The sequence below is a fragment of the Serratia sp. AXJ-M genome (genome assembly GCF_046531865.1).
Classification (GTDB): Bacteria; Pseudomonadota; Gammaproteobacteria; order Enterobacterales; family Enterobacteriaceae; genus Serratia; species Serratia liquefaciens.
Genome location: NZ_CP059394.1, coordinates 503553 through 528353, shown reverse-complemented (window position 1 = coordinate 528353; position 24801 = coordinate 503553). Strand labels below are relative to the sequence as shown.

General features: G+C 55.3%; 21 protein-coding genes and 1 tRNA gene. 10 read left to right on the top strand and 12 right to left on the bottom strand.

Annotation, left to right across the window (positions count from 1 at the left end; all coding sequences use genetic code 11):
• Positions 1 to 26 precede the first annotated feature (26 nt).
• From H0S68_RS02465 to H0S68_RS02455, 3 genes are all read left to right on the top strand, one after another.
• Positions 27 to 218 (top strand): hypothetical protein, encoded by a 192-nt coding sequence (locus tag H0S68_RS02465; RefSeq protein ID WP_244995294.1) that lies wholly within the window; start codon positions 27 to 29, stop codon positions 216 to 218.
• Positions 219 to 466: 248 nt separating this feature from the next.
• Complete coding sequence (locus tag H0S68_RS02460) at positions 467 to 1588, top strand: HNH endonuclease signature motif containing protein (RefSeq protein ID WP_217331502.1); 1122 nt, start codon at positions 467 to 469, stop codon at positions 1586 to 1588.
• A 168-nt stretch (positions 1589 to 1756) separates the two neighbouring features.
• Positions 1757 to 2728, top strand: coding sequence for a 5'-nucleotidase (locus tag H0S68_RS02455; RefSeq protein WP_217331501.1), 972 nt, complete (start codon positions 1757 to 1759; stop codon positions 2726 to 2728).
• A gap of 96 nt (positions 2729 to 2824) precedes the next feature.
• Here the strand turns inward: H0S68_RS02455 and H0S68_RS02450 are convergent, their stop codons facing one another.
• From H0S68_RS02450 to lptF, 6 genes are all read right to left on the bottom strand, one after another.
• Complete coding sequence (locus tag H0S68_RS02450) at positions 2825 to 4147, bottom strand: type II toxin-antitoxin system HipA family toxin (RefSeq protein ID WP_410529130.1); 1323 nt, start codon at positions 4145 to 4147, stop codon at positions 2825 to 2827.
• A gap of 4 nt (positions 4148 to 4151) precedes the next feature.
• Positions 4152 to 4448 (bottom strand): helix-turn-helix domain-containing protein, encoded by a 297-nt coding sequence (locus H0S68_RS02445; protein ID WP_217331499.1) that lies wholly within the window; start codon positions 4446 to 4448, stop codon positions 4152 to 4154.
• A gap of 208 nt (positions 4449 to 4656) precedes the next feature.
• On the bottom strand, positions 4657 to 5292 hold the full coding sequence (locus tag H0S68_RS02440; RefSeq protein WP_020825036.1) for a carbonic anhydrase: 636 nt from the start codon (positions 5290 to 5292) through the stop codon (positions 4657 to 4659).
• 240 nt (positions 5293 to 5532) lie between these two features.
• Positions 5533 to 5617: transfer RNA gene (locus tag H0S68_RS02435), tRNA-Leu, on the bottom strand.
• A 438-nt stretch (positions 5618 to 6055) separates the two neighbouring features.
• Positions 6056 to 7126 carry an LPS export ABC transporter permease LptG gene (lptG, locus tag H0S68_RS02430; protein WP_020825022.1) on the bottom strand — a complete coding sequence of 357 codons (1071 nt, stop codon included), beginning with the start codon at positions 7124 to 7126 and terminating at the stop codon, positions 6056 to 6058.
• Positions 7126 to 8220 (bottom strand): LPS export ABC transporter permease LptF, encoded by a 1095-nt coding sequence (lptF, locus tag H0S68_RS02425; RefSeq protein WP_020825021.1) that lies wholly within the window; start codon positions 8218 to 8220, stop codon positions 7126 to 7128. Before lptF ends, lptG begins: the two co-directional genes overlap by 1 nt.
• A 280-nt stretch (positions 8221 to 8500) precedes the next feature.
• Between lptF and pepA the strand changes: the two genes are divergently transcribed.
• The 4 genes from pepA to H0S68_RS02405 all read left to right on the top strand — a co-directional run bounded on the left by pepA (position 8501) and on the right by H0S68_RS02405 (position 14393).
• Positions 8501 to 10012 (top strand): leucyl aminopeptidase, encoded by a 1512-nt coding sequence (pepA, locus tag H0S68_RS02420; protein WP_020825020.1) that lies wholly within the window; start codon positions 8501 to 8503, stop codon positions 10010 to 10012.
• Positions 10013 to 10221: 209 nt separating this feature from the next.
• Positions 10222 to 10671 carry a DNA polymerase III subunit chi gene (locus H0S68_RS02415; RefSeq protein ID WP_012005017.1) on the top strand — a complete coding sequence of 150 codons (450 nt, stop codon included), beginning with the start codon at positions 10222 to 10224 and terminating at the stop codon, positions 10669 to 10671.
• A 13-nt stretch (positions 10672 to 10684) separates the two neighbouring features.
• Positions 10685 to 13561: a valine--tRNA ligase gene (locus H0S68_RS02410; protein WP_129941302.1), complete on the top strand. Its 2877-nt coding sequence runs from the start codon at positions 10685 to 10687 to the stop codon at positions 13559 to 13561.
• 328 nt (positions 13562 to 13889) lie between these two features.
• Positions 13890 to 14393: a GNAT family N-acetyltransferase gene (locus H0S68_RS02405; protein ID WP_041414155.1), complete on the top strand. Its 504-nt coding sequence runs from the start codon at positions 13890 to 13892 to the stop codon at positions 14391 to 14393.
• Positions 14394 to 14440: 47 nt separating this feature from the next.
• On the opposite strand, the gene H0S68_RS02400 is transcribed toward H0S68_RS02405, so the two are convergent.
• Complete coding sequence (locus H0S68_RS02400) at positions 14441 to 15376, bottom strand: acyltransferase family protein (protein WP_236591431.1); 936 nt, start codon at positions 15374 to 15376, stop codon at positions 14441 to 14443.
• Between the two features lie 406 nt (positions 15377 to 15782).
• On the opposite strand from H0S68_RS02400, the gene H0S68_RS02395 reads away from it, so the two are divergent.
• Entirely contained in the window at positions 15783 to 17390 is a 1608-nt protein-coding gene (locus H0S68_RS02395) for a GMC family oxidoreductase (RefSeq protein ID WP_130016115.1), read from the top strand.
• A gap of 24 nt (positions 17391 to 17414) precedes the next feature.
• Here the strand turns inward: H0S68_RS02395 and miaE are convergent, their stop codons facing one another.
• Positions 17415 to 18179: a tRNA isopentenyl-2-thiomethyl-A-37 hydroxylase MiaE gene (gene miaE, locus H0S68_RS02390; protein ID WP_044554017.1), complete on the bottom strand. Its 765-nt coding sequence runs from the start codon at positions 18177 to 18179 to the stop codon at positions 17415 to 17417.
• Positions 18180 to 18278: 99 nt separating this feature from the next.
• The gene (gene rraB / locus H0S68_RS02385; RefSeq protein WP_020825014.1) at positions 18279 to 18707 is read right to left on the bottom strand and encodes a ribonuclease E inhibitor RraB; all 429 of its coding nucleotides are present in this window, start codon (positions 18705 to 18707) and stop codon (positions 18279 to 18281) included.
• 163 nt (positions 18708 to 18870) lie between these two features.
• Between rraB and argF the strand changes: the two genes are divergently transcribed.
• A complete protein-coding gene (argF, locus tag H0S68_RS02380) occupies positions 18871 to 19890 on the top strand; it encodes an ornithine carbamoyltransferase (RefSeq protein ID WP_122076846.1) in 1020 nt (339 codons plus the stop codon).
• A gap of 202 nt (positions 19891 to 20092) precedes the next feature.
• Positions 20093 to 21661, top strand: coding sequence for an ABC transporter substrate-binding protein (locus tag H0S68_RS02375; RefSeq protein ID WP_410529129.1), 1569 nt, complete (start codon positions 20093 to 20095; stop codon positions 21659 to 21661).
• Between the two features lie 238 nt (positions 21662 to 21899).
• Here H0S68_RS02375 and H0S68_RS02370 read toward each other — a convergent pair whose 3' ends face one another.
• From H0S68_RS02370 to H0S68_RS02360, 3 genes are read right to left on the bottom strand one after another with little or no spacing between them, the layout of a single operon-like run.
• Positions 21900 to 22298 (bottom strand): RidA family protein, encoded by a 399-nt coding sequence (locus H0S68_RS02370; protein WP_020825011.1) that lies wholly within the window; start codon positions 22296 to 22298, stop codon positions 21900 to 21902.
• On the bottom strand, positions 22295 to 23755 hold the full coding sequence (locus tag H0S68_RS02365) for an N-acyl-D-amino-acid deacylase family protein (protein WP_410529128.1): 1461 nt from the start codon (positions 23753 to 23755) through the stop codon (positions 22295 to 22297). Before H0S68_RS02365 ends, H0S68_RS02370 begins: the two co-directional genes overlap by 4 nt.
• A 38-nt stretch (positions 23756 to 23793) precedes the next feature.
• Positions 23794 to 24657: a MurR/RpiR family transcriptional regulator gene (locus H0S68_RS02360; protein WP_262215789.1), complete on the bottom strand. Its 864-nt coding sequence runs from the start codon at positions 24655 to 24657 to the stop codon at positions 23794 to 23796.
• Positions 24658 to 24801 lie beyond the last annotated feature (144 nt).

Genomic DNA, 24801 nt, shown 5'->3' with positions numbered 1-24801 from the left:
GGAGGTGGGTGCGATAAAGGCGATTGTTGCGAGTCGAACAGGCTGAAGGATTCTGCCACGGCCTGCTGCTGTTCGGTGAGCTTATGCAAAAGAACCCGCAGCCCGACGACACCCAGTGGGAACAGCTGAATCACTACCTCAACGCGACGGCTCACTTGGTGCCAGCACTGTGTAACCTCTATGGTCGCGCGCTGCGCGAGATGGAGTGCCAGATCTGATAAGTTAAAATAAAAGCCAAAATAAATAATAAGAACGGTATTAGTTTTATGCCGTTCTTATCACTCAGGTAAATTTCATAGATCTGACTAACACATCACGATAAACACATTCACGAAGGTAGGCATTTCCCCCGTGGCCTGGCATAGTTAACGCATTCGATAAATCGATGAGTTAACTGCTGGATAATGACGCATGGCCGCTGGCAGCACGCATTGATCAGGATCCGTTCTGCAATGAGGGGAATGTTTTGGCGACTAAAATAGAGACGTTATCTTCGAAAGAAGCGGTTTTAAAAGCCATCGAAGAATATAAAGCGTTGGGTTGTGATGCTCTGTTGGAAAAATACAACGTCAAACGAATTAAAAAATGTGGACTCCTTTATAATAACGAAAAATACGACATCAGAGCCATCGTTGCGGCCGCTTATTTTTACCAGTTCGGAACACCATTCGAAAAAATAAAATCTAACAGTGGCGCTAAAATTGCTATCCAAGCACTTAAAAACCTCGGTTTCGAGATCATCGAAACACCTCACCCTATTGAGCATTTAGTAAAAGGTAGGCTTTACACGCGTAAAGAGCTTATCGACCTCTATGGTGGGCAACTGCAGGGCGGTATCTGGACACCCACTGAGTTCCCCGTCATCTTCATCTTTACCGGTGAGAGCGGCGAGGCCTATGGCTACAAAGACGGTTGGTCTGCTGATGGCAGTTTCTCCTATACCGGAGAAGGCCAGAAAGGCCCAATGGAGTTTATTCGGGGCAATAAGGCCATCCGCGACCACAAAGAGAATGGCGAAGACATCTTCTTATTTGAAGATAATAAAAAAGATAAGGGCGTAAGATTTATTGGCATGTTTGAATGTGATACTTGGGATTACATTCAATGCTTAGACTTCGAAAAAAAGGATATGCGGCAGGGTATAGTTTTTAATTTATTCCCGGTATCTTCTGCTCGCGAAGTTGATAATGATATCGATACTTCAGAAGTCGCTTCGAAGAAAGAAACGCTCGAGCAGCTACGCGCCAAGGCTATCAAATCATCCATGATGACGGGCCAGCGTAAAGAAAGTGACAGCAAGAATTCTTGGTTCAAGCGCAGCGAGGACGTGAAAAAATACGTACTGCAACGCGCCAATGGCATCTGTGAGTCATGCGAGCAGCCAGCGCCGTTCAAGAAAAAGAATGGCGAACCCTACTTGGAACCCCACCACACAAAACGCCTCGCCGATGAAGGCCCCGATCACCCCCAGTGGGTTGGCGCCATCTGCCCTACCTGCCACCGTCGGATACACAGTGGGATAGATGGGAAAGCGCTGAATCAGACTTTGATGGTGAAGTTGGAGCTGAAAGAGGCTGATTTTAAATAGCTGTTGTTTAAAAACTATTTGAGTAGAAGTGTTTCGAAGAGGATATTTAAAGCAATAAGCCTAGAGTTCTTGAACGTTGAATCGTTAGCTCTCGCGTGTATGATAAAATTCGCTGTGTGATAGATACCATTTGTTAATGGCATGAGTGGGCTCTGATAGGAGAGTAAAATGGCATTAGATCTGAGTAATACTTTGGTTATTGGTATAAGTGCTACCGCACTGTTTGATATGAGTGAGTCGGATCGTATTTTTCAAGAGACATCGGTAACAGATCCCGATAGTGCAATTGAGCAATATCGAGCCTATATGCTAGAACACGAAAATGAACCACTTGAGCCCGGGACTGGCTATCCATTAATCAAAGCATTACTCGGGCTAAACCAGTATAAGCAAGCCGAGGATAAATCACCGTTAGTAGAAGTCGTTGTTATGTCTCGTAATAGCCCAGAAACCGGTATTCGTGTATTAAACACCATTCGTCACGATAAGCTGAACATCTCGCGTTCGGCCTTCACCGCCGGAGAAACGGTTGCCGATTACTTAGATGCATTTGATGTAGACCTTTTTCTGACTACAAATGTTGCTGATGCACAGAAGGTAATTGACTCTTGTTTCTGTGCTGCAGCCATTTTGAAAGATCCTCCTGCAGATGCTCCAGAGATCCCTGAGGGCCAGGTCAGAATTGCCTTCGATGGAGATGCCGTGCTTTTTTCAGATGAGAGTGAATTGGTCTATAAAACACAAGGGATGGCAGCATTTCACGCTCAAGAGAATGCACAACAAGACATCCCTATGGGGGAAGGACCGTATGCTACATTACTCAAAAAGTTGGCAAAACTTCAGGAGAGGCTACCTATAAGAATGGAATACTCCCCAATACGTATTGCTTTAGTCACTGCAAGAAATTCCCCATCAGAGATGAGAGTGATTAAAACGCTACGAAAATGGGGCGTTTACGTTGACGAAGCATTTTTTCTCGGGGGGGTTGGAAAAGATAAAGTTTTAAAAGCATTCAGGCCACATATCTTTTTTGATGATCAAGATGTTCATTTGGATACCGCAGCGAAGCTTGTACCTTCAGGTAAAGTGCCTTATGCAAGCAATTCAGGGCTTTATTTAGCATTAGATACTAAGAGTTGATATGATCACGCGGGCAAATACTGATAAATCATTCGGCACAGAGCCTCTATATTTAGAGTAATGTGATTTGTGATCATCCCTCGTTCGCATATCATATTATCCCCCAGCCAACCGCGCACACTGCTGCCGTATACCATCAAAAATGCATGCTACTAGTTCCGGTGGGAACGAAGCAGGCAACAGCCCTGTTACACGCTCAATAACTCCCGGAGTATCCGCCAGCAGCTCTTCAATAATGGATTCAACCTCATGCTGGCCTAACCCGGTCATTTCACCGTGTTTTATCCAGTGGCGGCGTCGGATCTGGCTAATGTGGTAATAGTTACTGCTCCCGCGAACGGCCATCGCCAGTTTGCACTTCTGCCAGGCTATCTGGCTATTCCCCGGGCCAATCAGCGGCCAGGCCGATAGTACATCGTACAGGGGCGTCAGGTGGTAACGATTTTGCGGTAAATGCGCAAGACTGAAATTCTTTGCGCGACCATCGGTCGCGGCCAGTAGCCAAAAAATAATCTGCGCTTTAAAGAAGTGCCTGCGATCTGTTTCAGCCTGATCCGAGCGACTCAGAACTTCCATAATATCTGTAATACCGGGGCCACCGTCTGACTGATACTTATTCAGCGGCGACACGCCCAGAGCCTGGCACATATCCTCTTGCGGCAGGCGAATCCACCACTGCCTATCACTCGATAGCTTCCTGTCAAAACGCTCAACGATGAGTGCCTTTTGATCTTCAAATTGCGCTATAGCCGTTCTTGCGACAGGCACACCATAGTGCTCAAATATGAGAGAGCAGAGCCACTCATTCTCGATGGATGTACTCATATCAGCCCGCATGTTTCCCACCAGCCCCAGGGCTAATTTGAAAATATGCGTGGTCGGCGTATTTCCCTCAGGTAAACACCACTGGTCGTCGTGCCACAACAGCGCTGTTTTTTCTTGAGCGCCGGCGATAGATAAGCGTAGATCGTCATCCTGACCCTGTCGCCCCGGTAACATCGTGGCAGTATTGCGGAGCATTTCGGCAATTTGCGCCTCTGAAAGCGGGCGCTGCCTGATGGAAAATATATGAGTGGGTTGTTCATCAATATCAAGAAGTTGTATGGCGCCCACACAGTCGCGGCCCAGTTCAGTCAGTAAATCAAAGGGATCAAGGCTTTCGGCATGATAACGCATTGCCAGACGTCGACGGATCCCCTCGCTATCCGGCAGCAGGTTATCGAAATAATCGCGCACGACGTTGCCACGATAAGGCTGATTCCCCGGTGTGAACGGCAACGAAAGCGACAAAGGCCTCCCCTGACTATCAGCAATCCAGTCAGGGTGATATTCCAGCCGATCTTCACCTTTATGCTTTTCCCAGTATCCCACCGGAATACCGTTCATCCAGATAGCTAAGCGTTGTTGCGAACGACGCATCTCGTCACCACTGTTCCCGCCTGGCGGGCGAGTCTATATGAGTTGTAGAAGTATCCTCCGTTTCACATCCCGGAGCGGCAAGCTCTGATGAAAGCACCATTTCAATACCCAGTACATTAAACACCCTAAACAGACGTTCCAGGCTGGCTGATGCAGGGTTTGACTCCAGGCGTGCATAGGTCTGCTGGGTTACGCCCAACCTCTCAGAGACGTCTTTTTGCGTCAGGCCTTTTGCTTTACGAAAACCCACCAGTAATAGACGTAGCTGGCTTAGTGTTTTTAACGGATAGACGGTATTCATAGATAGCGGCTCGCTGCCTTATCGCTGTGTACAGATTATAAGCTGTATTATTCACATTACACCCCATAAGCTGTAAATGCAAAATACAGCTTATAGGGTGTTTTGCTATAAATACAGCCTAAAGGCTGTTAGCTAAGCTAAATTTATGCCGAAAAAAAATCCACGCCGAAGCGTGGATTGAATTTCATAAGCAAGACCGGGCATCACCTTATTCGAAGTGAACTTCAGGGTTATCTGCCAGTGACACGAAATTCTTCGTATTTTTATCCAGCGTGCGGATCTCGCCACTTTCGATGTCGTACACCCAGCCGTGCAGACGCAGGCCGTTGTTGCGCAGGCCCACGGCAACGGAGGGGTGAGTCTTAATGTTATTAAGCTGGGCGATAACGTTCTCTTCGACCATAGCGTTAACTTTGTCGATTTCGTTATCCCACGTTTTCTTCTCTACCACCGCTTTGGCCGCGTCCGCATAGTGCAGCCAGTGGGCCACAGCAGGCATCGGGTCAAGGCACTGGCAAGAAGCTATCGCCTTCATGGCGCCACAGTTCGAGTGGCCGCAAATCACGATATCCGTGACGCCCAGTGCCACCACCGCGTATTCAATGGTCGCAGACACCCCGCCCGGCTCCGGGCCAAAGGAAGGCACGATGTTGCCTGCGTTACGGATAACGAAAAGCTGCCCCGGGTCTTGCTGTGTCACAAGCTCGGGTACCAGGCGGCTGTCAGAACACGAAATAAAAAGCGCTTTAGGGTTCTGGCTGGAGGCAAGGCTGCGGAAGAGTTCCTTACGCTGTGGGAAAATCTCTTTCTGGAAGCTGAGGAAACCTTCAATGATATGTTGCATAGCACGCTCTCTGAATCGGTAGTATCGATAACATGATAATCATCACTCTCGGTTAGTCCAGCATCTCTTGGATAGAAATGGGCGTTCAAGGGGCTGCGGAACGTGCCCGCAAAAGTGGCAATTATGGGATGTGTCAATCCGTTGATGGATGAGTTTGGGTTAGATAGGGAGAACTCGCGGGGCTGGATTTTAGGCACAAAAAAACCACCTCTCGGTGGCTTCTTGTTCGCGCTGTACTAATGGTGCCGAAGGCCGGACTCGAACCGGCACGTATCTCTACGGTTGATTTTGAATCAACTGCGTCTACCGATTTCGCCACTTCGGCACTGCAAGTAGTATGCGGAAAACGGGTGCATTATACCTTTCAGCGATCCACGTGCAACACTTATCCGTTGTTCAATGAGTTAAGTGCTGAAAAAATCGTCGCCGGGGTCACATTGGGTTCGTTTTTTGGGCGAAGTATGGCGTGTCTATCGGGGATAACGGTGGCAAACAACACGGGCGCAGCATGCGGCGCCCCTACGGATGACATCGGGGATAACTGTGGTAAACGGCACGGGCACGGCATGCGGCGCCCCTACGGATGACATCGGGGATAACTGTGATAAACGACACGGCCGCGGCGTGCAGCGCCCCTACGGATGATACCGGCGATAATGTGCGCCTGTGTGTAGCGATATCAGCAGCAGCGCGTCCCAGAGGCGCCAGAAACAAAAAAGGCGTAACCGCATGGCTACGCCTTTTTAAATCGTCTGTCGTGCCGCTACTTGCGTTTTAGCAGCATATACACGCTGATCAGCAGGAACAGCATGCTTGGCAGCAACGCGCCCAGTACCGGCGGCATGTTGTACACCAGGCTCAGCGGGCCGAATATCTGGTCCAGCACGTAGAACAGGAAACCGAAGCTGATACCGGTCACCACACGCACGCCCATCGGCACGCTGCGCAGCGGCCCGAAGATGAACGACAGCGCCATCAGCATCATCACCGCAACGGAAAGCGGCGAGAATACTTTGCTCCACATGTTCAGCTGGTAGCGGTTGGCTTCCTGGCCACTCTGTTTCAGGTACTTCACGTAGTTGTGCAGGCCGCTGATCGAAAGCGAGGTTGGGTCCAGCGCTACCACGCCCAGTTTGTCCGGGGTCAGGTTGGTTTTCCATTCGCCTGTCAGCGTCTGGGTGCCGGTCACCTGCTTTTCATTGGTCAGGTCAGAGGTGTCCACCTGCGAAAGCTTCCACACGCCGTCTTCAAAGCTGGCGGTGGCGGCATAGCGCACCGTCTCCAGCCTGCGCTGGTCGTTGAAGTGGTAGATGTTGACGCCGGAAAGCTCTTTCTCGCCCGCCACGCGCTCAATGTAGATGAAGTCGTTGCCGTCCTTCGCCCACAGGCCGTTTTTGGTGGAAAGCAGCGAGCCGCCGTACATCTGCTGCGCACGGTAGTTGCGCGCCATCTGGTCGCCCTGCGGTGCCACCCACTCGCCAATCGCCATGGTCAACAGCACCAGCGGGATAGCGGTTTTCATCACCGAGCCGGCGATCTGCATGCGGGTAAAGCCAGAAGCCTGCATCACCACCAGTTCACTGCGCGTCGCCAGTTGCCCCAGCCCGAGCAGTGCGCCCAGCAGCGCGGCCATCGGGAAGAAGATCTCGATGTCTTTCGGTACACTCAGCAGGGTAAACATCCCGGCGCTCAGTGCCGTGTACTCGCCCTGGCCCACTTTACGCAGCTGGTCGACGAACTTGATGATGCCGGAAAGCGACACCAGCATGAACAACGTCATGATGATGGTGTTGAAAATCGTCTTACCGATATATCGGTCTAAAACGCCAAACATCAGGCCGCTCCTCTCAGGCGTGCACGCAGCTTACGCATCGGCACCGTATCCCACAGGTTTAGCGCCAGCGCGATCGCAAAGTACGCCGCGTTGACCACCCAAAGCCATATCATCGGGTCCAGTTTGCCCTTGCCGCCGTTGGAACGCAGCGACGTCTGCAGCAGGAAGAAAATCAAATACAGCAGGATGGCCGGCAGCATGCTGAGCACGCGGCCCTGGCGTGGGTTGACCACGCTGAGCGGTACCACCAACAGCGCCATGATCACCACGGAAAGCACCAGCGTCAGGCGCCAGTGGAACTCGGCGCGCGCGTCCGGGTCGTCAGACTCCAGCAGCGTCTGCATCGACATCTGCTCGGCCTGGTTGCCGTCCACGGCGACCGTGCGGTGGCCGACCACGGCTTTATAGTCGTTGAAATCGGTAATGCGGAAGTCACGCAGCAGCGCGGTGCCTTCGAAGCGGGTGCCCTTGTCCAGCGTCACCACCTGCGAACCGTCTTTCATCTGGTTGATCTGGCCATGCTCAGCCACCACCACGGATGGGCGTTGGTTGCCGTTCGGCCGCAGTTGCGCCAGGAACACGTCGTTGAAAGTGCTGCCTTTTACGTTGCCGATAAACAGCACCGCGTTGCCGTCTTGCGAAGGTTTGAACTGCCCTTCCGCCAGCCCGGCGATGCTGGGGTTGGCTTTGGCTTCGCTGATCACCACGTCCTGATAGCGCGAGGCCATGGGCCCGGCCCAGAACACGTTGACCGCCGCCACGGCAGAGGTGATCAGCGCCAGCACCATCGCGGCGATAATCAGGGTGCGTTTACCCAGCCCGCAGGCATGCATCACGGTGATTTCGCTGTCGGTATACAGCCGCCCAAGCGTCATCAATAAGCCGAGAAACAGGCTTAACGGCAGGATTAGCTGCGCCATCTTCGGCACACCCAATGCGAGCAATGAAAGGACTAAATTTGTCGGGACATCGCCGTCCACCGCATCGCCTAACACCTTGACCAGGTTCTGACAAAAGAAGATCAGAAGCAGGATGAAAAGGATCGCGATTTGGCTCTTTAGCGTTTCCCGTACCAGATATCTTATGATGATCACGCTTATTACGCCTGTGAAAACTTGTCTTTTTGCAGGAAAATCGATAGTTTCATCGCTAATCCGCCATTTATTCTCATCATATGGCAACCAACACAGCTAAAATAGTATTACAACATCTAGCATTTGGGTGTCCTATAGGAACTTACTTATAGTCGCCAAAACAGAGCAATTTACGCCGTTCAGGTTAACATAGTTAGTTAACTCAATGGCGGGAGATCGTTACGGAGTACGTTATTCTAGCCGTAGCGCCTGCCTTTGTCTTTAAGATTCAGGAGAGTGCATGGAGTTCAGTGTAAAAAGCGGTAGCCCGGAAAAACAGCGCAGTGCCTGTATTGTAGTCGGCGTTTTCGAACCGCGCCGCTTGTCCCCTATCGCAGAACAACTCGACAAAATCAGTGATGGTTATATCAGCGCTTTGCTGCGCCGTGGCGAACTGGAAGGTAAAGTCGGGCAGACGTTACTGCTGCACCATGTGCCTAACATTCTCTCCGAACGCATCCTGTTGATTGGCTGTGGCAAAGAGCGCGAGCTCGATGAACGCCAGTACAAACAGGTGATTCAAAAAACCATCAATACCCTTAACGATACCGGCTCCATGGAAGCGGTCTGCTTCCTGACCGAGCTGCACGTGAAAGGCCGCAACACTTACTGGAAGGTGCGCCAGGCGGTGGAAACCGCAAAAGAAACGCTCTACACCTTCGATCAGTTGAAAAGCAATAAAGTGGAGCCGCGCCGTCCGCTGCGCAAAATGGTGTTCAACGTGCCGACCCGCCGTGAACTCACCAGCGGTGAACGCGCTATCCAGCACGGTCTGGCCGTCTCTTCCGGTATCAAGGCAGCGAAAGATCTCGGCAATATGCCGCCGAACATCTGTAACGCCGGCTACCTGGCCTCTCAGGCTCGTCAACTGGCGGACGCCTTCAGCACCAACATCACCACCCGCGTCATCGGCGAACAGCAGATGAAAGAGCTGGGGATGAACGCCTATCTGGCGGTTGGCGCAGGGTCGCAGAACGAATCGCTGATGTCGGTGATGGAATATAAAGGCAACCCGAACCCGGACGCCAAGCCGATTGTGCTGGTGGGTAAAGGGCTGACCTTCGACTCCGGCGGTATCTCGATCAAACCTGCCGACAGCATGGACGAGATGAAGTACGACATGTGTGGCGCTGCCACCGTGTACGGCGTGATGCGCGTGGTGGCGGAATTGAACCTGCCGCTTAACGTGATCGGCGTACTGGCCGGCTGTGAAAACATGCCGGGCGGCAGCGCTTATCGTCCGGGTGACGTGCTGACCACCATGTCCGGCCAGACCGTCGAGGTGTTGAACACCGACGCCGAAGGCCGCCTGGTGCTGTGCGACACCCTGACCTACGTTGAGCGTTTCGATCCGGAGCTGGTGATTGACGTTGCCACCCTGACCGGCGCCTGCGTGATTGCGCTGGGCCACCACATCACCGGCCTGATGTCGAACCACAACCCGCTGGCACACGAACTGATCGGCGCGTCCGAACAGGCCGGTGACCGCGCGTGGCGCTTGCCGATGTCCGACGAGTACTATGAGCAGCTGGACTCCAATTTTGCCGATATGGCAAACATTGGCGGCCGTCCGGGCGGGGCTATTACCGCAGCCTGCTTCCTGTCGCGCTTTACCCGCAAGTACAGCTGGGCGCACCTGGATATCGCCGGCACCGCCTGGCGTTCCGGCAAAGCCAAAGGCGCAACCGGTCGTCCGGTAGCGATGCTGGCGCAGTTCCTGCTCAATCGCGCGGGGCTGAACGGCGACGATTAAATCTGAGCGGTAATTCAGGTATAATCCCCAAGGGTACAGCATGCTGTACCCTTGTGTTTTTAGTAATGCTGCACAATTTTATAAACCCAATAGCTTTCGAGTTGCAGCAAGGCGGCAACCGAGAGAATCCCCAGGAGCTTACACGGGTAAGTGACTGGGGTGAGGGAGGGCAGCCAACACGGCTGCAGCTTGAAAGATGAAGGGGTTATATGAAACAGGCTACGTTCTATTTAATTGAACATGCGGAACCGGCAGGTGCGCTCAGCGCGCATGAGGCCGTGGCCTGCGCCGTTGCCGCCGAACGCTGGCGCTCCGGCAAGCGGGTGTTGATCGCCTGCGAAAGCCAGGAACAGGCCCAGCGGCTGGACGAAGCGCTGTGGCAGCGCGATCCGCACCAGTTCGTGCCGCACAATCTGGCCGGCGAAGGGCCGCACTACGGTGCCCCGGTCGAGCTGTGCTGGCCCGGCAAACGCGGCAACTCACCGCGCGATCTGCTGATCGCCCTGCTGCCGCAGTTTGCAGATTTTGCTACTGCTTTCCATGAAGTGGTAGACTTCGTCCCTTACGAAGACACCTTAAAACAGTTGGCGCGCGACCGATATAAAGCCTATCGCAGCGTCGGCTTCCATTTGACCACGGCAACGCCGCCAACTCACTGAACAACGATATAAAATGGAAAAGACAAACAGTCATCTCGATACCGCATACGACCCGAAAGAGATCGAACAGAAGCTGTACGATCACTGGGAAAACCAGGGTTACTTCAAGCCAAACGGTGATACCAGCCAGGAAAGCTTCTGCATCATGATCCCGCCGCCGAACGTTACCGGCAGCCTGCACATGGGTCACGCTTTCCAGCAGACCATCATGGACACCATGATCCGTTACCAGCGCATGCAGGGTAAAAATACCCTGTGGCAGGCCGGTACCGACCATGCCGGTATCGCCACCCAGATGGTGGTTGAGCGCAAGATCGCCGCAGAAGAAAACAAAACTCGCCATGACTATGGCCGCGATGCGTTCATCGACAAAATCTGGCAGTGGAAAGCGGAATCCGGCGGCACCATCACCCGCCAGATGCGTCGCCTGGGCAACTCCGTGGACTGGGAGCGCGAGCGCTTCACCATGGACGAAGGCCTGTCCAACGCGGTACGCGAAGTGTTTGTCCGTCTGCACAAAGAAGATCTGATCTACCGCGGCAAACGCCTGGTGAACTGGGATCCGAAACTGCGCACCGCCATCTCCGACCTGGAAGTGGAAAACCGCGAGTCCAAAGGCTCCATGTGGCACCTGCGCTACCCGCTGGCTGACGGCGCCAAAACCGCCGAAGGCAAAGATTACCTGGTGGTCGCCACCACCCGTCCGGAAACCGTGCTCGGTGATACCGGCGTAGCGGTAAACCCGGAAGACCCGCGCTACAAAGATTTGATCGGCAAAGAAATCGTTCTGCCGCTGGTGGGTCGTCGCATCCGCATCGTCGGTGACGAGCACGCCGATATGGAAAAAGGCACCGGCTGCGTGAAAATCACCCCGGCGCACGACTTTAACGACTACGAAGTCGGTAAACGTCACGGCCTGCCGATGATCAACATCCTGACTTTCGACGGCGATATCCGCCAGGAAGCGGAAGTGTTCAACACGCTCGGCGAAATCTGCACCGATTACTGCAACGAAATCCCAGCCCAGTTCCGTGGCCTGGAGCGTTTCGCGGCGCGTAAAGCAGTGGTTGCCGCCTTTGACGAATTGGGCCTGCTCGACGAGATCAAACCGCACGACCTGACGGTGCCTTACGGCGACCGCGGCGGCGTGGTGATCGAACCCATGCTGACCGACCAATGGTACGTACGTACCGCACCGCTGGCGAAAGTGGCGGTGGAAGCGGTTGAGCAAGGCGAAATTCAGTTCGTGCCGAAGCAGTACGAAAACATGTACTTCAGCTGGATGCGCGACATTCAGGACTGGTGTATCTCTCGTCAGCTGTGGTGGGGTCACCGTATCCCGGCCTGGTACGACGTGAACGGCAAAGTCTACGTGGGCCGCAGCGAAGAAGAAGTGCGCAGCGAAAACAACCTGGGCGCCGACGTGGTGCTGACTCAGGACGAAGACGTGCTGGACACCTGGTTCTCTTCCGGCCTGTGGACCTTCTCTACCCTGGGCTGGCCAGAGCAGACCGACGCGCTGAAAACCTTCCACCCGACCAGCGTGATGGTCAGCGGCTTCGACATCATCTTCTTCTGGATTGCGCGCATGATCATGCTGACCATGCACTTCATGAAGGACGAAAACGGCAAGCCGCAGGTTCCGTTCAAGACGGTCTACATGACCGGTCTGATCCGTGACGACGAAGGGCAGAAGATGTCCAAGTCGAAAGGCAACGTGATCGACCCGCTGGACATGGTTGACGGCATCTCGCTCGAAGACCTGCTGGAAAAACGCACCGGCAACATGATGCAGCCGCAGCTGGCGGAGAAAATCCGCAAGCGCACCGAGAAGCAGTTCCCGAACGGCATCGAGCCGCACGGCACCGACGCCCTGCGCTTCACCCTGGCGGCGCTGGCCTCTACCGGCCGTGACATCAACTGGGATATGAAGCGTCTGGAAGGCTACCGCAACTTCTGTAACAAGCTGTGGAACGCCAGCCGCTTCGTACTGATGAACGCGGAAGGTCAGGACTGCGGCTTCAACGGCGGCGAGAAAGTGCTGTCGCTGGCGGACCGCTGGATCCTGGCCGAATTCAACCGTACGGTGAAAGCTTACCGCGAAGCGCTGGACACCTACCGCTTCGATCTGGCCGCCAACATCCTGTACGAATTCACCTGGAACCAGTTCTGTGACTGGTACCTGGAGCTGACCAAGCCGGTCGTGAGCAACGGCAGCGAAGCGGAACAGCGCGGCACCCGCCACACGCTGATCACCGTGCTGGAAGCCCTGCTGCGCCTGGCGCACCCGGTGATCCCGTTCATTACCGAAACCATCTGGCAGCGCGTGAAAACCCTGACCGGCGAAACCGCAGACACCATTATGCTGCAACCCTTCCCAGAGTACGACGCCGCGTTGGAAGACGCGCAGGCGCTGAACGATCTGGAATGGATCAAGCAGGCGATCACCGCGGTGCGTAACATCCGCGCCGAGATGAATATCGCTCCGAGCAAACAGCTGGAAGTGCTGCTGCGCAACTGCAGTGCCGACGCTCAGCGTCGCGTGCAGGAGAACCAGAGCTTTATTGAGCGTCTGGCGCGTCTGGAGTCTATCGCCCTGCTGCCTGCGGGTGACAAAGGCCCGGTATCGGTCACCAAACTGGTGGACGGCGCCGAGCTGCTGATCCCTATGGCCGGCTTTATCGATAAAGACGCCGAAATCGCGCGTCTGTCGAAAGAGATGGGCAAGCTGGATGCAGAAATCGCCTCGATCGAAGGCAAGCTGGCCAACGAAGGCTTTGTAGCGCGCGCGCCGGAAGCCGTGGTCGCCAAAGAGCGCGAACGTCTGGCAGCCTGCAAAGAAGGTAAAGTGAAGCTGCAGGAACAGCAGGCGACCATCGCCGCGCTGTAATCTTTCGGTTCACTGCAACAGTTGAAAAACAGCGGGGATTTCCCCGCTGTTTTTTTATCGCCGTTGCATCAGCCATATAAATACCCAATAGATTTCGAGATGCAGGAAGGCGGCAAGTGAGCGAAGCCCCAGGAGCTTACATAAGTAAGTGACTGGGGTAAGAAAACGCAGCCAACACATCTGCAGCTTGAAAGATGAAGGGTATAGATGTTATTACAAGATATTAAAGCTGCATGGACGCCGCCGAGATATAACCCCGGCGCGTTTTTGTCTGCACAAAAAACGATATTCCGGAGCCCTTCGGGTTCTTTTTATGGCGAGTGTAACTATGACAACAGCAACCCCAGTACGTCTTCTGGTGCGCCCAATAACGGCTGACGACAATGCCGCTATTGCTAATGTCATTCGCGAAGTCTCTGCCGAGCACGGCCTGACGGCGGACAAAGGCTATACCGTTTCCGACCCCAATCTGGACGTCTTGTATCAGCTCTACAGCCTGCCACGCAGCGCTTATTGGGTGATAGAAGTCGATGGCCGGATTGCCGGCGGTGGCGGCGTGGCCCCGCTGCAGGGCGGTGACGACGATATTTGCGAATTACAGAAAATGTATTTCCTGCCGATTTTGCGCGGCCAGGGCCTGGCAAAACGCCTGGCGCTGCAGGCACTGGAGTTTGCCCGTCAACAGGGCTTCCGCTGTTGTTATTTGGAAACCACCGCCAGCCTGACGCAGGCCATCGGCCTGTACGAGCATCTGGGCTTCGAACATATCGACCACGCCATGGGCACCACTGGCCACGTCGACTGCGAAGTCACCATGCTGAAAACGCTTTAATCTTGCTGCTGCGCCCGCGGTCATCACGGGCGCAACATTCAGCCTCCCTACGCCGTTACCCTGCCCTTGATCGCCAGCTCAATCCGGCTCAGCACCAGGCTGGTCAGGTAGGACACCACAATCAGCAGCAGCAGGATCAGCGGCGTATAGCGCGGCGCAAAAATCAGCTTTTGGGTAAAGTAATAGCAGTAGAAGCTGTGGGTCAGCCACATGTACATCGAATGCTTGCCCAGCTCGCCCACCACCCGATTCACCGTGCTGCCCAGCCCGTCTGCGGTTTTCATCATCGCGATGATAAACAGCGGCGTCACCAGCAGCAGCCCCGGATTATGGGCGACGATAAACACCGCTACCGTCACCATCAGCAAGATCAGCGGATGGGTGCGGCTCAGGGTAACAATCAGCTTCGACAGCCAGAAGTCCGCCGGCATTTGCTTGCTGCGGCCAAACACCATGCCAAAGCCGAAAGGCAGTAGCCAGGTGCAATATTCGATCACGATTTCAGGCGCCCAGGCGAAATACTGCAGCCCTCTGCCGCACAGCGCCGCCAGAACCAGCAGCCCCAGCAAAGGGTAGATATTCAGCCGCGACAACAGCGGCAGAGAAAGCACGTACAGCACATAGAGTTTGAAGAACCACCACTCGCTGTTATACGTGGATTTAATGCCAATCAGGTTTTCGAGAAACAGCGGCAGGGAAAGGCTATACCTTTCTCCGGGAAAGAAGAAAATGCCGATAGGGACAAAGATAAATAACACTATCCAATAGCTGATATATAAATTCTTCAGCTTTCCCCAGATATAGTGAAACGACACTTCTTTTTTCAGCGAAAACCCGTAACCGGACAGAAACAGAAACATCGAAACGCAAATCTTGCCGAACAGACCAAGATACATTTCAAGATCAACGCTGTTAACAATATGATAGACCGGGATATCCGGGCTAATTCGGATCGGGTAGGCAAACAGGTGATGGATCAGCATCAATATGATGGCAATCCCTTTTAAATAATTAGATTTATTAATCGAAATGTCCATATTTCTTAATATCTTATCCAACCACAGAGTGGCTCATCATATAGCAGCATTTTTGTGCTGACATCCTCTTTCCCGCTCGGATAAATCTCATATTTAATATTCCGTTTAGAAACAATGCGCCGGATATTTATCACCGCGTATTTTTCGCTCCGGCATCGTCACGGTCGCGCAAACTACAAAAAATATTAATATGAACATTTTATTTTTTATATATTTAAATCAATTAGTTGATAAAAATTAAAAACAATTTATGTGATATTCATTAACAAATTAACGATTTGAAATTGACCTACCGTCCGCTTGCGATACTCTGCCATGACAGGCTCATGCCGTAATCGCACAGGGAGCAGTCATGTCGGAAAACGCTTTTGATTACATCATTGTCGGCGCAGGTTCCGCCGGCTGCGTACTGGCAGCGCAGTTGATCCGCCGCACTCAGGCGCGGGTGTTACTGCTGGAAGCCGGTGGCGACGACAATAATTTATTCATCAAGATGCCGGCCGGCGTGGCGAAAATCATCGCCAAAAAAAGCTGGCCCTACGAAACCGAACCTGAGCCGCACGCCAACAACCGCCGCATGCAGATCGCCCAGGGCAAGGTGTTGGGCGGCAGCAGCTCGGTCAACGGCATGATCTATATCCGTGGCCAGCGGCAAGATTACGACGAGTGGGCCGAACGTTACGGCTGCGTCGGCTGGGGCTATCAGGACGTGCTGCCCTATTTCAAACGTGCCGAGGCCAACGAGAGCCTGTCCGACGCCTATCACGGCGGTGAGGGCCTGCTGCCGGTCAGCGAGAACCGCTACCGACACCCGCTCAGCATGGCGTTTATCCGCGCCGGCCAGGAGCTGGACCTGCCCTACCGCAACGATTTCAACGGCGACAGCCAGCACGGCGTCGGCTTCTACCAGACCACCACCCATAACGGCGAGCGCGCCAGCACTGCACGCACCTACCTGAAAGCGGTGCGCAACGAACAGCGCCTGGTGGTGAAACTGAATGCACTGGTGCACCGCGTGGTATTGGACAACAACGTCGCCACCGGCGTGGTGTATAGCCAAAACGGCGGTGCCGAAGTCACCGCGCATGCGGCAAAGGAAGTGATCCTCAGCGCCGGCGCGGTAGGATCGCCGAAGATCCTGATGCTGTCAGGCATTGGGCCACGCGAACATCTGCAACAGTTGGGCATAACGCCCCTCGCCGATCTGCCGGTGGGCAAGAACTTCCACGATCACCTGCATATGTCGATCAACGTCAGCACCCGGCAACCGATCAGCCTCTACGGTGCCGATCGCGGGCTGCAGGCGCTACGCCACGGCACCGAATGGCTGGCGTTTCGCAGCGGCGTGCTGAGCTCCAACGTACTGGAAGGTGCCGCCTTCACCGACAGCCAGGGTGACGGCCGGCCCGACGTGCAAATCCACTTCCTGCCGATGCTCGACAGCTGGGACGACGTGCCCGGCGAACCGCTGCCCAATATCCACGGTTTCACGCTCAAGGTCGGTTATCTGCAGCCCAAGGCGCGAGGGGAAGTCCTGCTGCGCAGCCGCGATCCGCGCGATCCGGTGAAGCTGCACGCCAATTACCTCGGCCATCCGGAGGATCTGGCCGGCAGCGTGCGCGCGGTGAAATTCGGCCTGCGCTTCCTGCAAACCGCGGCCCTCAAGCCGCTGATCAAAGATCTGCTGATGCCGCAGCCGGTGTGGTTGAACGATGACGCCCAGCTGGAGGAGTTTGTGCGCAACTTCTGCAAGACGGTGTATCACCCGGTAGGCAGTTGCCGCATGGGCCAATCGCCGCAGGACTCGGTGACAGATCTGCAACTGCGGGTGCACGGTTTTGAGCGACTGCGGGTGATCGACTGCTCGGTGATGCCGCAAGTCACCAGCGGCAATACCAATGCGCCGACCATTATGCTGGCGGAAAAAGCGGTGGATTTGCTGCTGGGCGCACCGGCGTAACTGAGTTGCGCGGGCGCCCGGCTATCAGGCGAAGGCGGGCACGCCGCTGTGGAAGCGGAACTCGCTGTCCGGCGTTTGGATAAGCTCTGCTTCAATGCGGCCGAAATGGGCCACCCGCTCACTGATGTCGCCACCGGCTATCTGTTCGGCAAGCTGCAGGTAATCCTGATAGTGGCGCGCTTCGGAGCGCAGCAGCGAAACGTAGAAACGGTTTAACTCGTCGTCCAGATGCGGTGCCAACCGGGCAAAACGCTCGCAGGAGCGGGCTTCGATATAGGCACCGCAAATCAGCTTATCAATCAGCGTGGCCGGATCGTGGGTGCGGATCTCGCGGATCATGCCTTTGGCATAGCGGCTGGCCGTGATCTTCTTATACGGGATCTGCCGCGCCAGCATGATCTCCAGCACCTGCGAGAAGTGATGCAGCTCTTCTTTGATCAGCAACACCATCTTGTCCGCCAGATCCTGGCCGTAGGCCGAGCCGTTCTTAGGCAAGATCTTGCGGGTGAAATTGTTTTGCTGGAACAAGGCTTCCGGCACGCCCTGCGCTTCATGCAGAAACGCTTCATAAGGCCTTAGCAGCGCCAACAAGGCATCGCCGCTCTCCTTGTCTGCCACGTAACGGCGGATTAGCCACATGCCGGTTTGCGCCGCTTTCAGCTCGCACACCATATGGTCGGTCAGCAACAGCGGCAGGTTTTCCGGACGACGGGCGGCGTCTATCCAGGCGTCTGGGGTTTCGCAATGCAGGAAGTTTAAAATGGGGGCTAACAGGGATTGGTATTTCATCTGCTTCAACTGCCCTATGCATTTCAAGTTACAGCTAGCGCTGCGGCTTGAAAAACGGCGGGATAGGCGGGGCCGGCGAGCGCCGGCCCACAAGATTAATTAATGGCGTTTACCGTCGTCGTCTTCGTCGATGAAGTCACCTTCTTCTTCGTCGTCGTCACCTTCTTCGCCGTTCGGATCTTCAAAGTAGGTGCCCCAACCGTCGTAGTTGACGCCGCAACGTGCCGCCAACGCCACCAGCTGCTCTACCTGAGTGTCGATCAGCTCGGCGTTGAGACCGATTTCGCTGATCACGTCACAGCACATCACCAGGGTACCGTCTTCCACTTCCAGCTCTTCGGCGTCGGTCACTTCGTAGCCCAACTTGAAGGCTTCAACGGCGGCCTGCTCCAGCACTTCAAACTTCTCAGCAGAAAGGTGGTGTTCGATAGTGTAGAGCGCTTCCGGATCGCTGCCGTCTTCCAGCAGTTCTTCGATGATCAGGCGGGTCTCTTCACGTTGTTCTTCTAGCTGTTCGCGGTTTGCCATGCCTATATCCTCAAGTCAAATGGCCTGTATTCCTTCTATTTTCACACACCGTCGGCATTGCTTCCACGATAAACGTGAAAGATTTCTCCCACGGGGTTGAAATTGAATATTCATACATATAAAGTGAATTTTAATTCAATAACAACAATCAGGATACACGGCAATGAGTAGCATAAAACCGTTCTACAAACGTCACTTCCTAAGGTTAATGGATTTCACCCCGGCGGAGCTTCAGGCGCTGCTGCAGCTTTCGGCCGAGTTAAAGCAGGCCAAGCGGAAAGGCCAGGAAAAACGCCACCTGCAGGGCAAAAACATTGCGCTCATCTTCGAAAAAGACTCGACCCGTACCCGATGCTCTTTCGAAGTTGCCGCTTTCGATCAGGGTGCTCAGGTCACCTATCTGGGCCCAAGCGGCAGCCAGATCGGCCATAAAGAGTCGATGAAAGACACCGCCCGGGTGCTGGGCCGGATGTATGACGGTATTCAATACCGCGGTTATGGTCAGGCGCTGGTGGAAACCCTGGCCAACCATGCCGGCGTACCGGTGTGGAACGGGTTGACCAACGAGTTCCACCCGACCCAGTTGCTGGCGGATCTGCTGACCGTACAGGAGCACCTACCGGGCAAGCCGCTGAGCGAGGTGAAGCTCGCCTACCTTGGCGACACCCGCAACAACATGGGCAACACCCTGCTGGAAGCTGCCGCCTTGGCAGGCATGGACCTGCGACTGGTGGCGCCGAAGGCCTGCTGGCCACAGCCGGAGCTGGTGGCAGAGTGCCAGGCATTGGCAAAACAGACCGGCGCCAAGATCACCCTGACCGAAGACATTGCCGAAGGGGTGAAGGACGCGGACTTTCTGTATACCGACGTGTGGGTATCGATGGGCGAGCCGAAAGAAACCTGGCAGGAGCGTATCGCGCTGCTGAAGCCTTATCAGGTCAATATGGCGATGGTGAAACTGACCGGTAACCCGAACGTCAAATTCCTGCACTGCCTGCCGGCGTTTCACGACGACCAGACCACGCTCGGTAAGCAAATGGCCGAACAATACGGGCTGCACGGCGGCATGGAAGTCACCGATGAGGTGTTCGAATCTGCACACAGCGTGGTGTTCGATCAGGCCGAGAACCGCCTGCACACCATCAAGGCGGTGATGGTCGCCACCCTGAGCGAAACGTTTTAATCTGCATTGCCGGGGCGCAGTGATCCAGCACGCTGCGTCCCCCTCCCGCCTTTTCCGTCTAATATATTTTAAGCATATCAAATAGCCGATTGGCCTTTGTCAGCCGCCGACAAAGACTCTACCGTGGCATTCTGGCGGCGAAAACGCCGTGAAAACAAACGATAACAATAATTTCTTGCCGTACATTCAAGGGAAAACATCGATGAAAGCCAAAGTCCTGCCGCTGTTAATGCTTGCCGCCCTGTCCTCCTCCGCGCTGGCCGCCACCCCGCCCAATACGCTGGTGGTCGTGCAATCGCTCGACGATATCGTCAGCCTGGATCCGGCGGAAGCCAACGAGCTGTCGAGTATCCAGACCGTCCCAAGCCTGTATCAGCGGCTGGTGCAGGCGGATCGCGACGTTCCGGCGAAAGTGGAACCGGTGCTGGCGGAAAGCTGGCAGGGCAACGCCGCGGCCAAAACCCTGACCATCAAACTGCGTCCGCAGGCGACCTTCGCCTCCGGCAACCCGCTGACTGCCGATGACGTGATCTTTTCCTTTAGCCGCGCGGTGAAGATGAACAAGTCACCGGCGTTTATCCTCAACGTTCTCGGCTGGCAGCCGGACAACATCGACGCACAGCTGAAAAAAAACGACGACCACAGCCTGCAACTGAGCTGGACGGCGAACGTCAGTCCTGCGGTGGCGCTGAATATTCTCTCCACGCCGATCGCCTCGATCGTCGACAGCAAGGCGGTGCAGCCTAACGCCAAAGACGGCGACTACGGCAATGCCTGGCTGAAAATGCACTCCGCCGGCAGCGGGCCGTTTAAAATGCGCGTCTATCAACCGCATCAGGCGATTGTGCTGGACGCCAACCCGACGTCACCGGGCAGCAAGCCACTGCTGAAAAGCATCATCATTAAAAACGTGCCGGACTCCGCCACTCGCCGCCTGTTGATCCAGCAAGGTGACGCTGATGTGGCGCGCGAACTGGGCCCGGACCAAACCGTGGCGCTGAAAAATCAGCCGGGCGTGAAGGTGCTGGAAATCCCCTCTGCCGAGCAGAATTACCTGGTGTTCAACACCGGCAATACCGCCAATCCGCTGTTGAAAAACCCGACGTTCTGGGAAGCGGCGCGCTATCTGATCGACTATCAGGGCATCACTAAAGATCTGTTGAAGGGCCAATATTTTGTGCACCAGAGCTTCCTGCCGGTCGGCTTGCCGGGCGCGCTGAAAGACAATCCGTTCAGTTTCGATCCGGCCAAAGCCAAGGCCATTCTGGCCAAGGCCGGTATCACCAATGCCTCGCTGACGCTGGACGTCGAGAACAAACCGCCGTTTATTACTATTGCTCAGGCGTTGCAGGCCAGCTTTGCCGAAGGCGGCGTGAAGGTGGAACTGTTGCCTGCCGCCGGCAGCCAGGTTTATTCGCGGGTACGCGCCCGACAGCATCAGGCGGCGATCCGCCTGTGGATCCCGGACTATTTCGACGCCCACTCCAACGCCAGCGCCTTCGCCTATAACGACGGCAAGACCAGCACGGTCGCAGGCCTCAACGGCTGGCAGATCCCGCAGTTGAACCAACAAACGCTGGCGGCGGTGGCCGAAGCCGATCCCGCCAAGCGCAGCGCGCTGTACACTGCCATGCAGCAAGAACTGCAACGCAGTTCGCCGTATGTCTTTATCGATCAGGCGAAAACCGAAGTGGTGCTGCGCGATAACGTCAAAGGCTATCAGCAGGGTCTGAACGCCGACATGGTCTACTACGATCGCGTCAGCAAATAACCGACTCGCGCCGCGGAGCTCCACCGCCTGGCGAAATGATGATTAAGGGAGATTTTGCCCCTAAGGCCACTGGCAAAGTGCTACAAAGTTTCGTAGTAAGGGCGCTGCATGCTGCGCCCTATCGCATAATCAATCGGTTAAATCGGGTCGACATGTTCGACCCCTACCGGTTTAACCCTTATGCGGGTTTGTCTGCGGTCTGAGGGTGGCTTCCCCCCCCCTTTAATCGGCAAGCGCTCTAGCGGGGAATACGTGCGGCGTTATAGCAGGTAATATCCACTTCAACCTTGCAATCCACCACCAGATCGGCGACCGCGCAAATCCGTGCCGGGGGGTGAGCGGCAAAGAACTCGCGAAAGACTTTATTGAATGACTGGAAGTAACGTGCATCGGTCAGAATGACCTTAACGTGCACCACGTCTTCCAGGCCATATCCCGCTTCCGCCATAATATCCAGGCAGTTTTGGATCGCCAGGCGAGACTGATCGATAATCCCCCCCTCCACCACTTCACCGTCTTTCATCGGCGTTTGGCCGGAAATGTACAACCAGCCACCGGCTTCTACCGCGCGGGAAAAGGGCAGATGCTGCCCACCGGTCCCGGTTCCGCCGTCAATGCCGTATCTTTTGATCGTCATGCCTTGCTCCTGTCGATTGTGTTGCCCTGACGGCACAAAAACCGCCCGGCGCGCAGGCCGGTCACGGCCTGATGTTGATAACTCAGTACGCCGTTCACCCACACCGCGTCGATCCCTGCAGCGGGTTGCTGCGGTTGGCTGAACGTCGCGCTGTCTTTCACTTTCAATGCGTCAAACAATACCAGATCGGCGTAGTACCCTGTTTTGATCAGCCCACGCTGCGGCAGTTGATAACGCGCCGCCGACATACCGCTCATTTTGTGCACCGCCACCATGAGCGGGAACAAACCTTCATCGCGGCTGTAGTGGCCCAGCACGCGGGGAAAAGCGCCCCACAGGCGCGGGTGCGGCATCGGATCGTTCGGCAGGCCATCCGATCCCACCATGGTCAGCGGATAGCGCAATACCCGGCGCACATCCTGCTCGTCCATGTTGTAATAAATCGCCCCCGCCGGCATCAGCCGTTTGCCGGCCTCATGCAGGCTCATTGACCAGGCCCCGGCGATGTCCCGCAAGGATTGCCCCGCCATCTCCGGGTGCGGTTCGGACCAGGTGATGACGATATCGAACTCATCGGTGATCTGTTTTAAATCCAGCGTCGATGAACTGGCGGAATAAGGGTAACAGTCGCAGGACACGTCCTGAGTCTGGCGCACCCTGTCGAACAGCTTGAGCGTTTCCTGCGTGCGGCCCCAGTTTTTCGCCCCGGCGCATTTGTGGTGCGAAATCACCACCGGCACCCGGCCATGACGGCCAATGTGGAATGCCTCCTCCATTGCCTCGAGTATGGGCTCAAATTCAGAACGCAGGTGAGTGGTGTAAATCCCCTGCTCACCCGCCAGCTCTTCCGCCAATGCCATCACCTCTTGCGTGGGGGCAGAGAACGCCGAGGCATACGCCAGGCCGGTACTCAGACCCAAAGCGCCCTGTTGCAACGCGGCACGCAGCTGCTCACGCATGGCGCAGATTTCCTCGGCATTAGCCGGGCGAAACAGGTCGTCCATCTGGTTATTGCGCAGCGTGGTGTGCCCGATCAGCGTCGCCACATTCACCGCCGGCGTCGCGGCCTCGACCTGCTGACGATAATCGGCAATCGTGGGGTAAACGAAATGCGCTTTTTCTCCCAGCAGGTTCATTGGATCGGGCACGCTGGTTTTGATTACCGCCCCGGCAGCGCTGATGCCGCAGTTGCCGACAATCACCGTTGTCACCCCCTGGGATATCTTCGGCAGCATCTCGGGCATGCGGATCACGTTGGTGTCGTCGTGAGTATGTACGTCGATAAACCCCGGCGACAGCACCCGCCCCCGGCCGTCGATCACCACCTCGGCTTCAGCCTCTATGGCGGGTGCGATCGCCGCAATCCGATCGTCTTGCACCGCCACATCGGCACGGTATTGCGGCCCGCCGCTGCCGTCGATCACCGTGACATTTTTAATCAGATACTGATACCGCATGAATCATCATCCTCAGGTTAGTGTCTTGGGGCAGCGACTCAGTCCCCCAGCGGCTGCCGATCTTCTCCTCCACGGTGACTGTCCAGCGCCAGCTTGATGCGGCGCAGACGGTCCCGGGACTGGCGTTTATTCGCCATGGCCAGCGCCGTCGCCAGCACGTCGACCATCGCCAACATGGCGTAGCGCGAAGTACTGGGTTTATAGATGTAATCATTTTCCCGCACCACCAGCGCCAACAGCACGTCGGCCTGCGCCGCCAGCGGCGTTCCTGCCGGCGTGATGGCCACTACTTTGGCCCCGTACTGGCGAGCAATCGCCGCGCTTTCCACCACTTCCTGCGTGTAGCCGCCCAGCGACAGCGCCACCACCACATCCTGCCTGGCCACCGCCGCCGCCATCATGCGCACCAGCAAGCCGTCGCTTTGTGCGGTCACCGGCAGCCCGAGCCGAAACAGGCGGTGCTGTACCTCAGCGGCACAAATGGTCGAACCGCCCCCCATGCCAATGGCCAGAATTTGCCGCGCGCCGCTGAGCCACTCCACCGCTTTGGCCAGCGCCGGCTCATCGATCGTCCGGCGGTTAATCGTCAGGACATTGATGATGGTTTCGTAAATCCCCTGGATCCCTTCCAGGTCCGGTTCTTCATGGATAAATCGTTGCCCCACCGCCAACGACTGTGCCAGCTTGACCTTAAGGTCCCGCACGTCACGGCAGCCCAGCGTTTTGGCGAAGCGCGTGATCGAGGCCTGGCTGACGTTGGCCTGTCGGGCCAGCTCGGCAATCGGCAAAGCGGTCACCGCGTCCGCCTCGTCCAGAATGAATTGCGCGATACGTTTTTCGGCGCTGCTCAGCTCAATAAAAAGCTCTGTAATGCGCGAGATAATGTCGATATCCACACCCATCGCCTCACCCCATAGTGATTAAATTTTGTCATTTACAATGCAATAAAACAGTGGAAGACTACACAAAAATCAGCGTTCAAAATGATACTTTGTACCCTAAAATCAAAAAATAATATTTAAAACCAATTAAAATCAAATAAATAA

What these genes read in the sequence shown, in the direction of transcription:
- H0S68_RS02455 (WP_217331501.1), top strand. Translation starts at nt 1,757, where the DNA reads ATGGCATTAGATCTGAGTAATACTTTGGTTATTGGTATAAGTGCTACC.
- H0S68_RS02450 (WP_410529130.1), bottom strand. Translation starts at nt 4,147, where the DNA reads ATGCGTCGTTCGCAACAACGCTTAGCTATCTGGATGAACGGTATTCCG.
- H0S68_RS02445 (WP_217331499.1), bottom strand. Translation starts at nt 4,448, where the DNA reads ATGAATACCGTCTATCCGTTAAAAACACTAAGCCAGCTACGTCTATTA.
- H0S68_RS02440 (WP_020825036.1), bottom strand. Translation starts at nt 5,292, where the DNA reads ATGCAACATATCATTGAAGGTTTCCTCAGCTTCCAGAAAGAGATTTTC.
- lptG (WP_020825022.1), bottom strand. Translation starts at nt 7,126, where the DNA reads ATGTTTGGCGTTTTAGACCGATATATCGGTAAGACGATTTTCAACACC.
- pepA (WP_020825020.1), top strand. Translation starts at nt 8,501, where the DNA reads ATGGAGTTCAGTGTAAAAAGCGGTAGCCCGGAAAAACAGCGCAGTGCC.
- H0S68_RS02415 (WP_012005017.1), top strand. Translation starts at nt 10,222, where the DNA reads ATGAAACAGGCTACGTTCTATTTAATTGAACATGCGGAACCGGCAGGT.
- H0S68_RS02410 (WP_129941302.1), top strand. Translation starts at nt 10,685, where the DNA reads ATGGAAAAGACAAACAGTCATCTCGATACCGCATACGACCCGAAAGAG.
- H0S68_RS02405 (WP_041414155.1), top strand. Translation starts at nt 13,890, where the DNA reads ATGACAACAGCAACCCCAGTACGTCTTCTGGTGCGCCCAATAACGGCT.
- H0S68_RS02400 (WP_236591431.1), bottom strand. Translation starts at nt 15,376, where the DNA reads ATGCTGATCCATCACCTGTTTGCCTACCCGATCCGAATTAGCCCGGAT.
- H0S68_RS02395 (WP_130016115.1), top strand. Translation starts at nt 15,783, where the DNA reads ATGTCGGAAAACGCTTTTGATTACATCATTGTCGGCGCAGGTTCCGCC.
- miaE (WP_044554017.1), bottom strand. Translation starts at nt 18,179, where the DNA reads ATGAAATACCAATCCCTGTTAGCCCCCATTTTAAACTTCCTGCATTGC.
- rraB (WP_020825014.1), bottom strand. Translation starts at nt 18,707, where the DNA reads ATGGCAAACCGCGAACAGCTAGAAGAACAACGTGAAGAGACCCGCCTG.
- argF (WP_122076846.1), top strand. Translation starts at nt 18,871, where the DNA reads ATGAGTAGCATAAAACCGTTCTACAAACGTCACTTCCTAAGGTTAATG.
- H0S68_RS02375 (WP_410529129.1), top strand. Translation starts at nt 20,093, where the DNA reads ATGAAAGCCAAAGTCCTGCCGCTGTTAATGCTTGCCGCCCTGTCCTCC.
- H0S68_RS02370 (WP_020825011.1), bottom strand. Translation starts at nt 22,298, where the DNA reads ATGACGATCAAAAGATACGGCATTGACGGCGGAACCGGGACCGGTGGG.
- H0S68_RS02365 (WP_410529128.1), bottom strand. Translation starts at nt 23,755, where the DNA reads ATGCGGTATCAGTATCTGATTAAAAATGTCACGGTGATCGACGGCAGC.
- H0S68_RS02360 (WP_262215789.1), bottom strand. Translation starts at nt 24,657, where the DNA reads ATGGGTGTGGATATCGACATTATCTCGCGCATTACAGAGCTTTTTATT.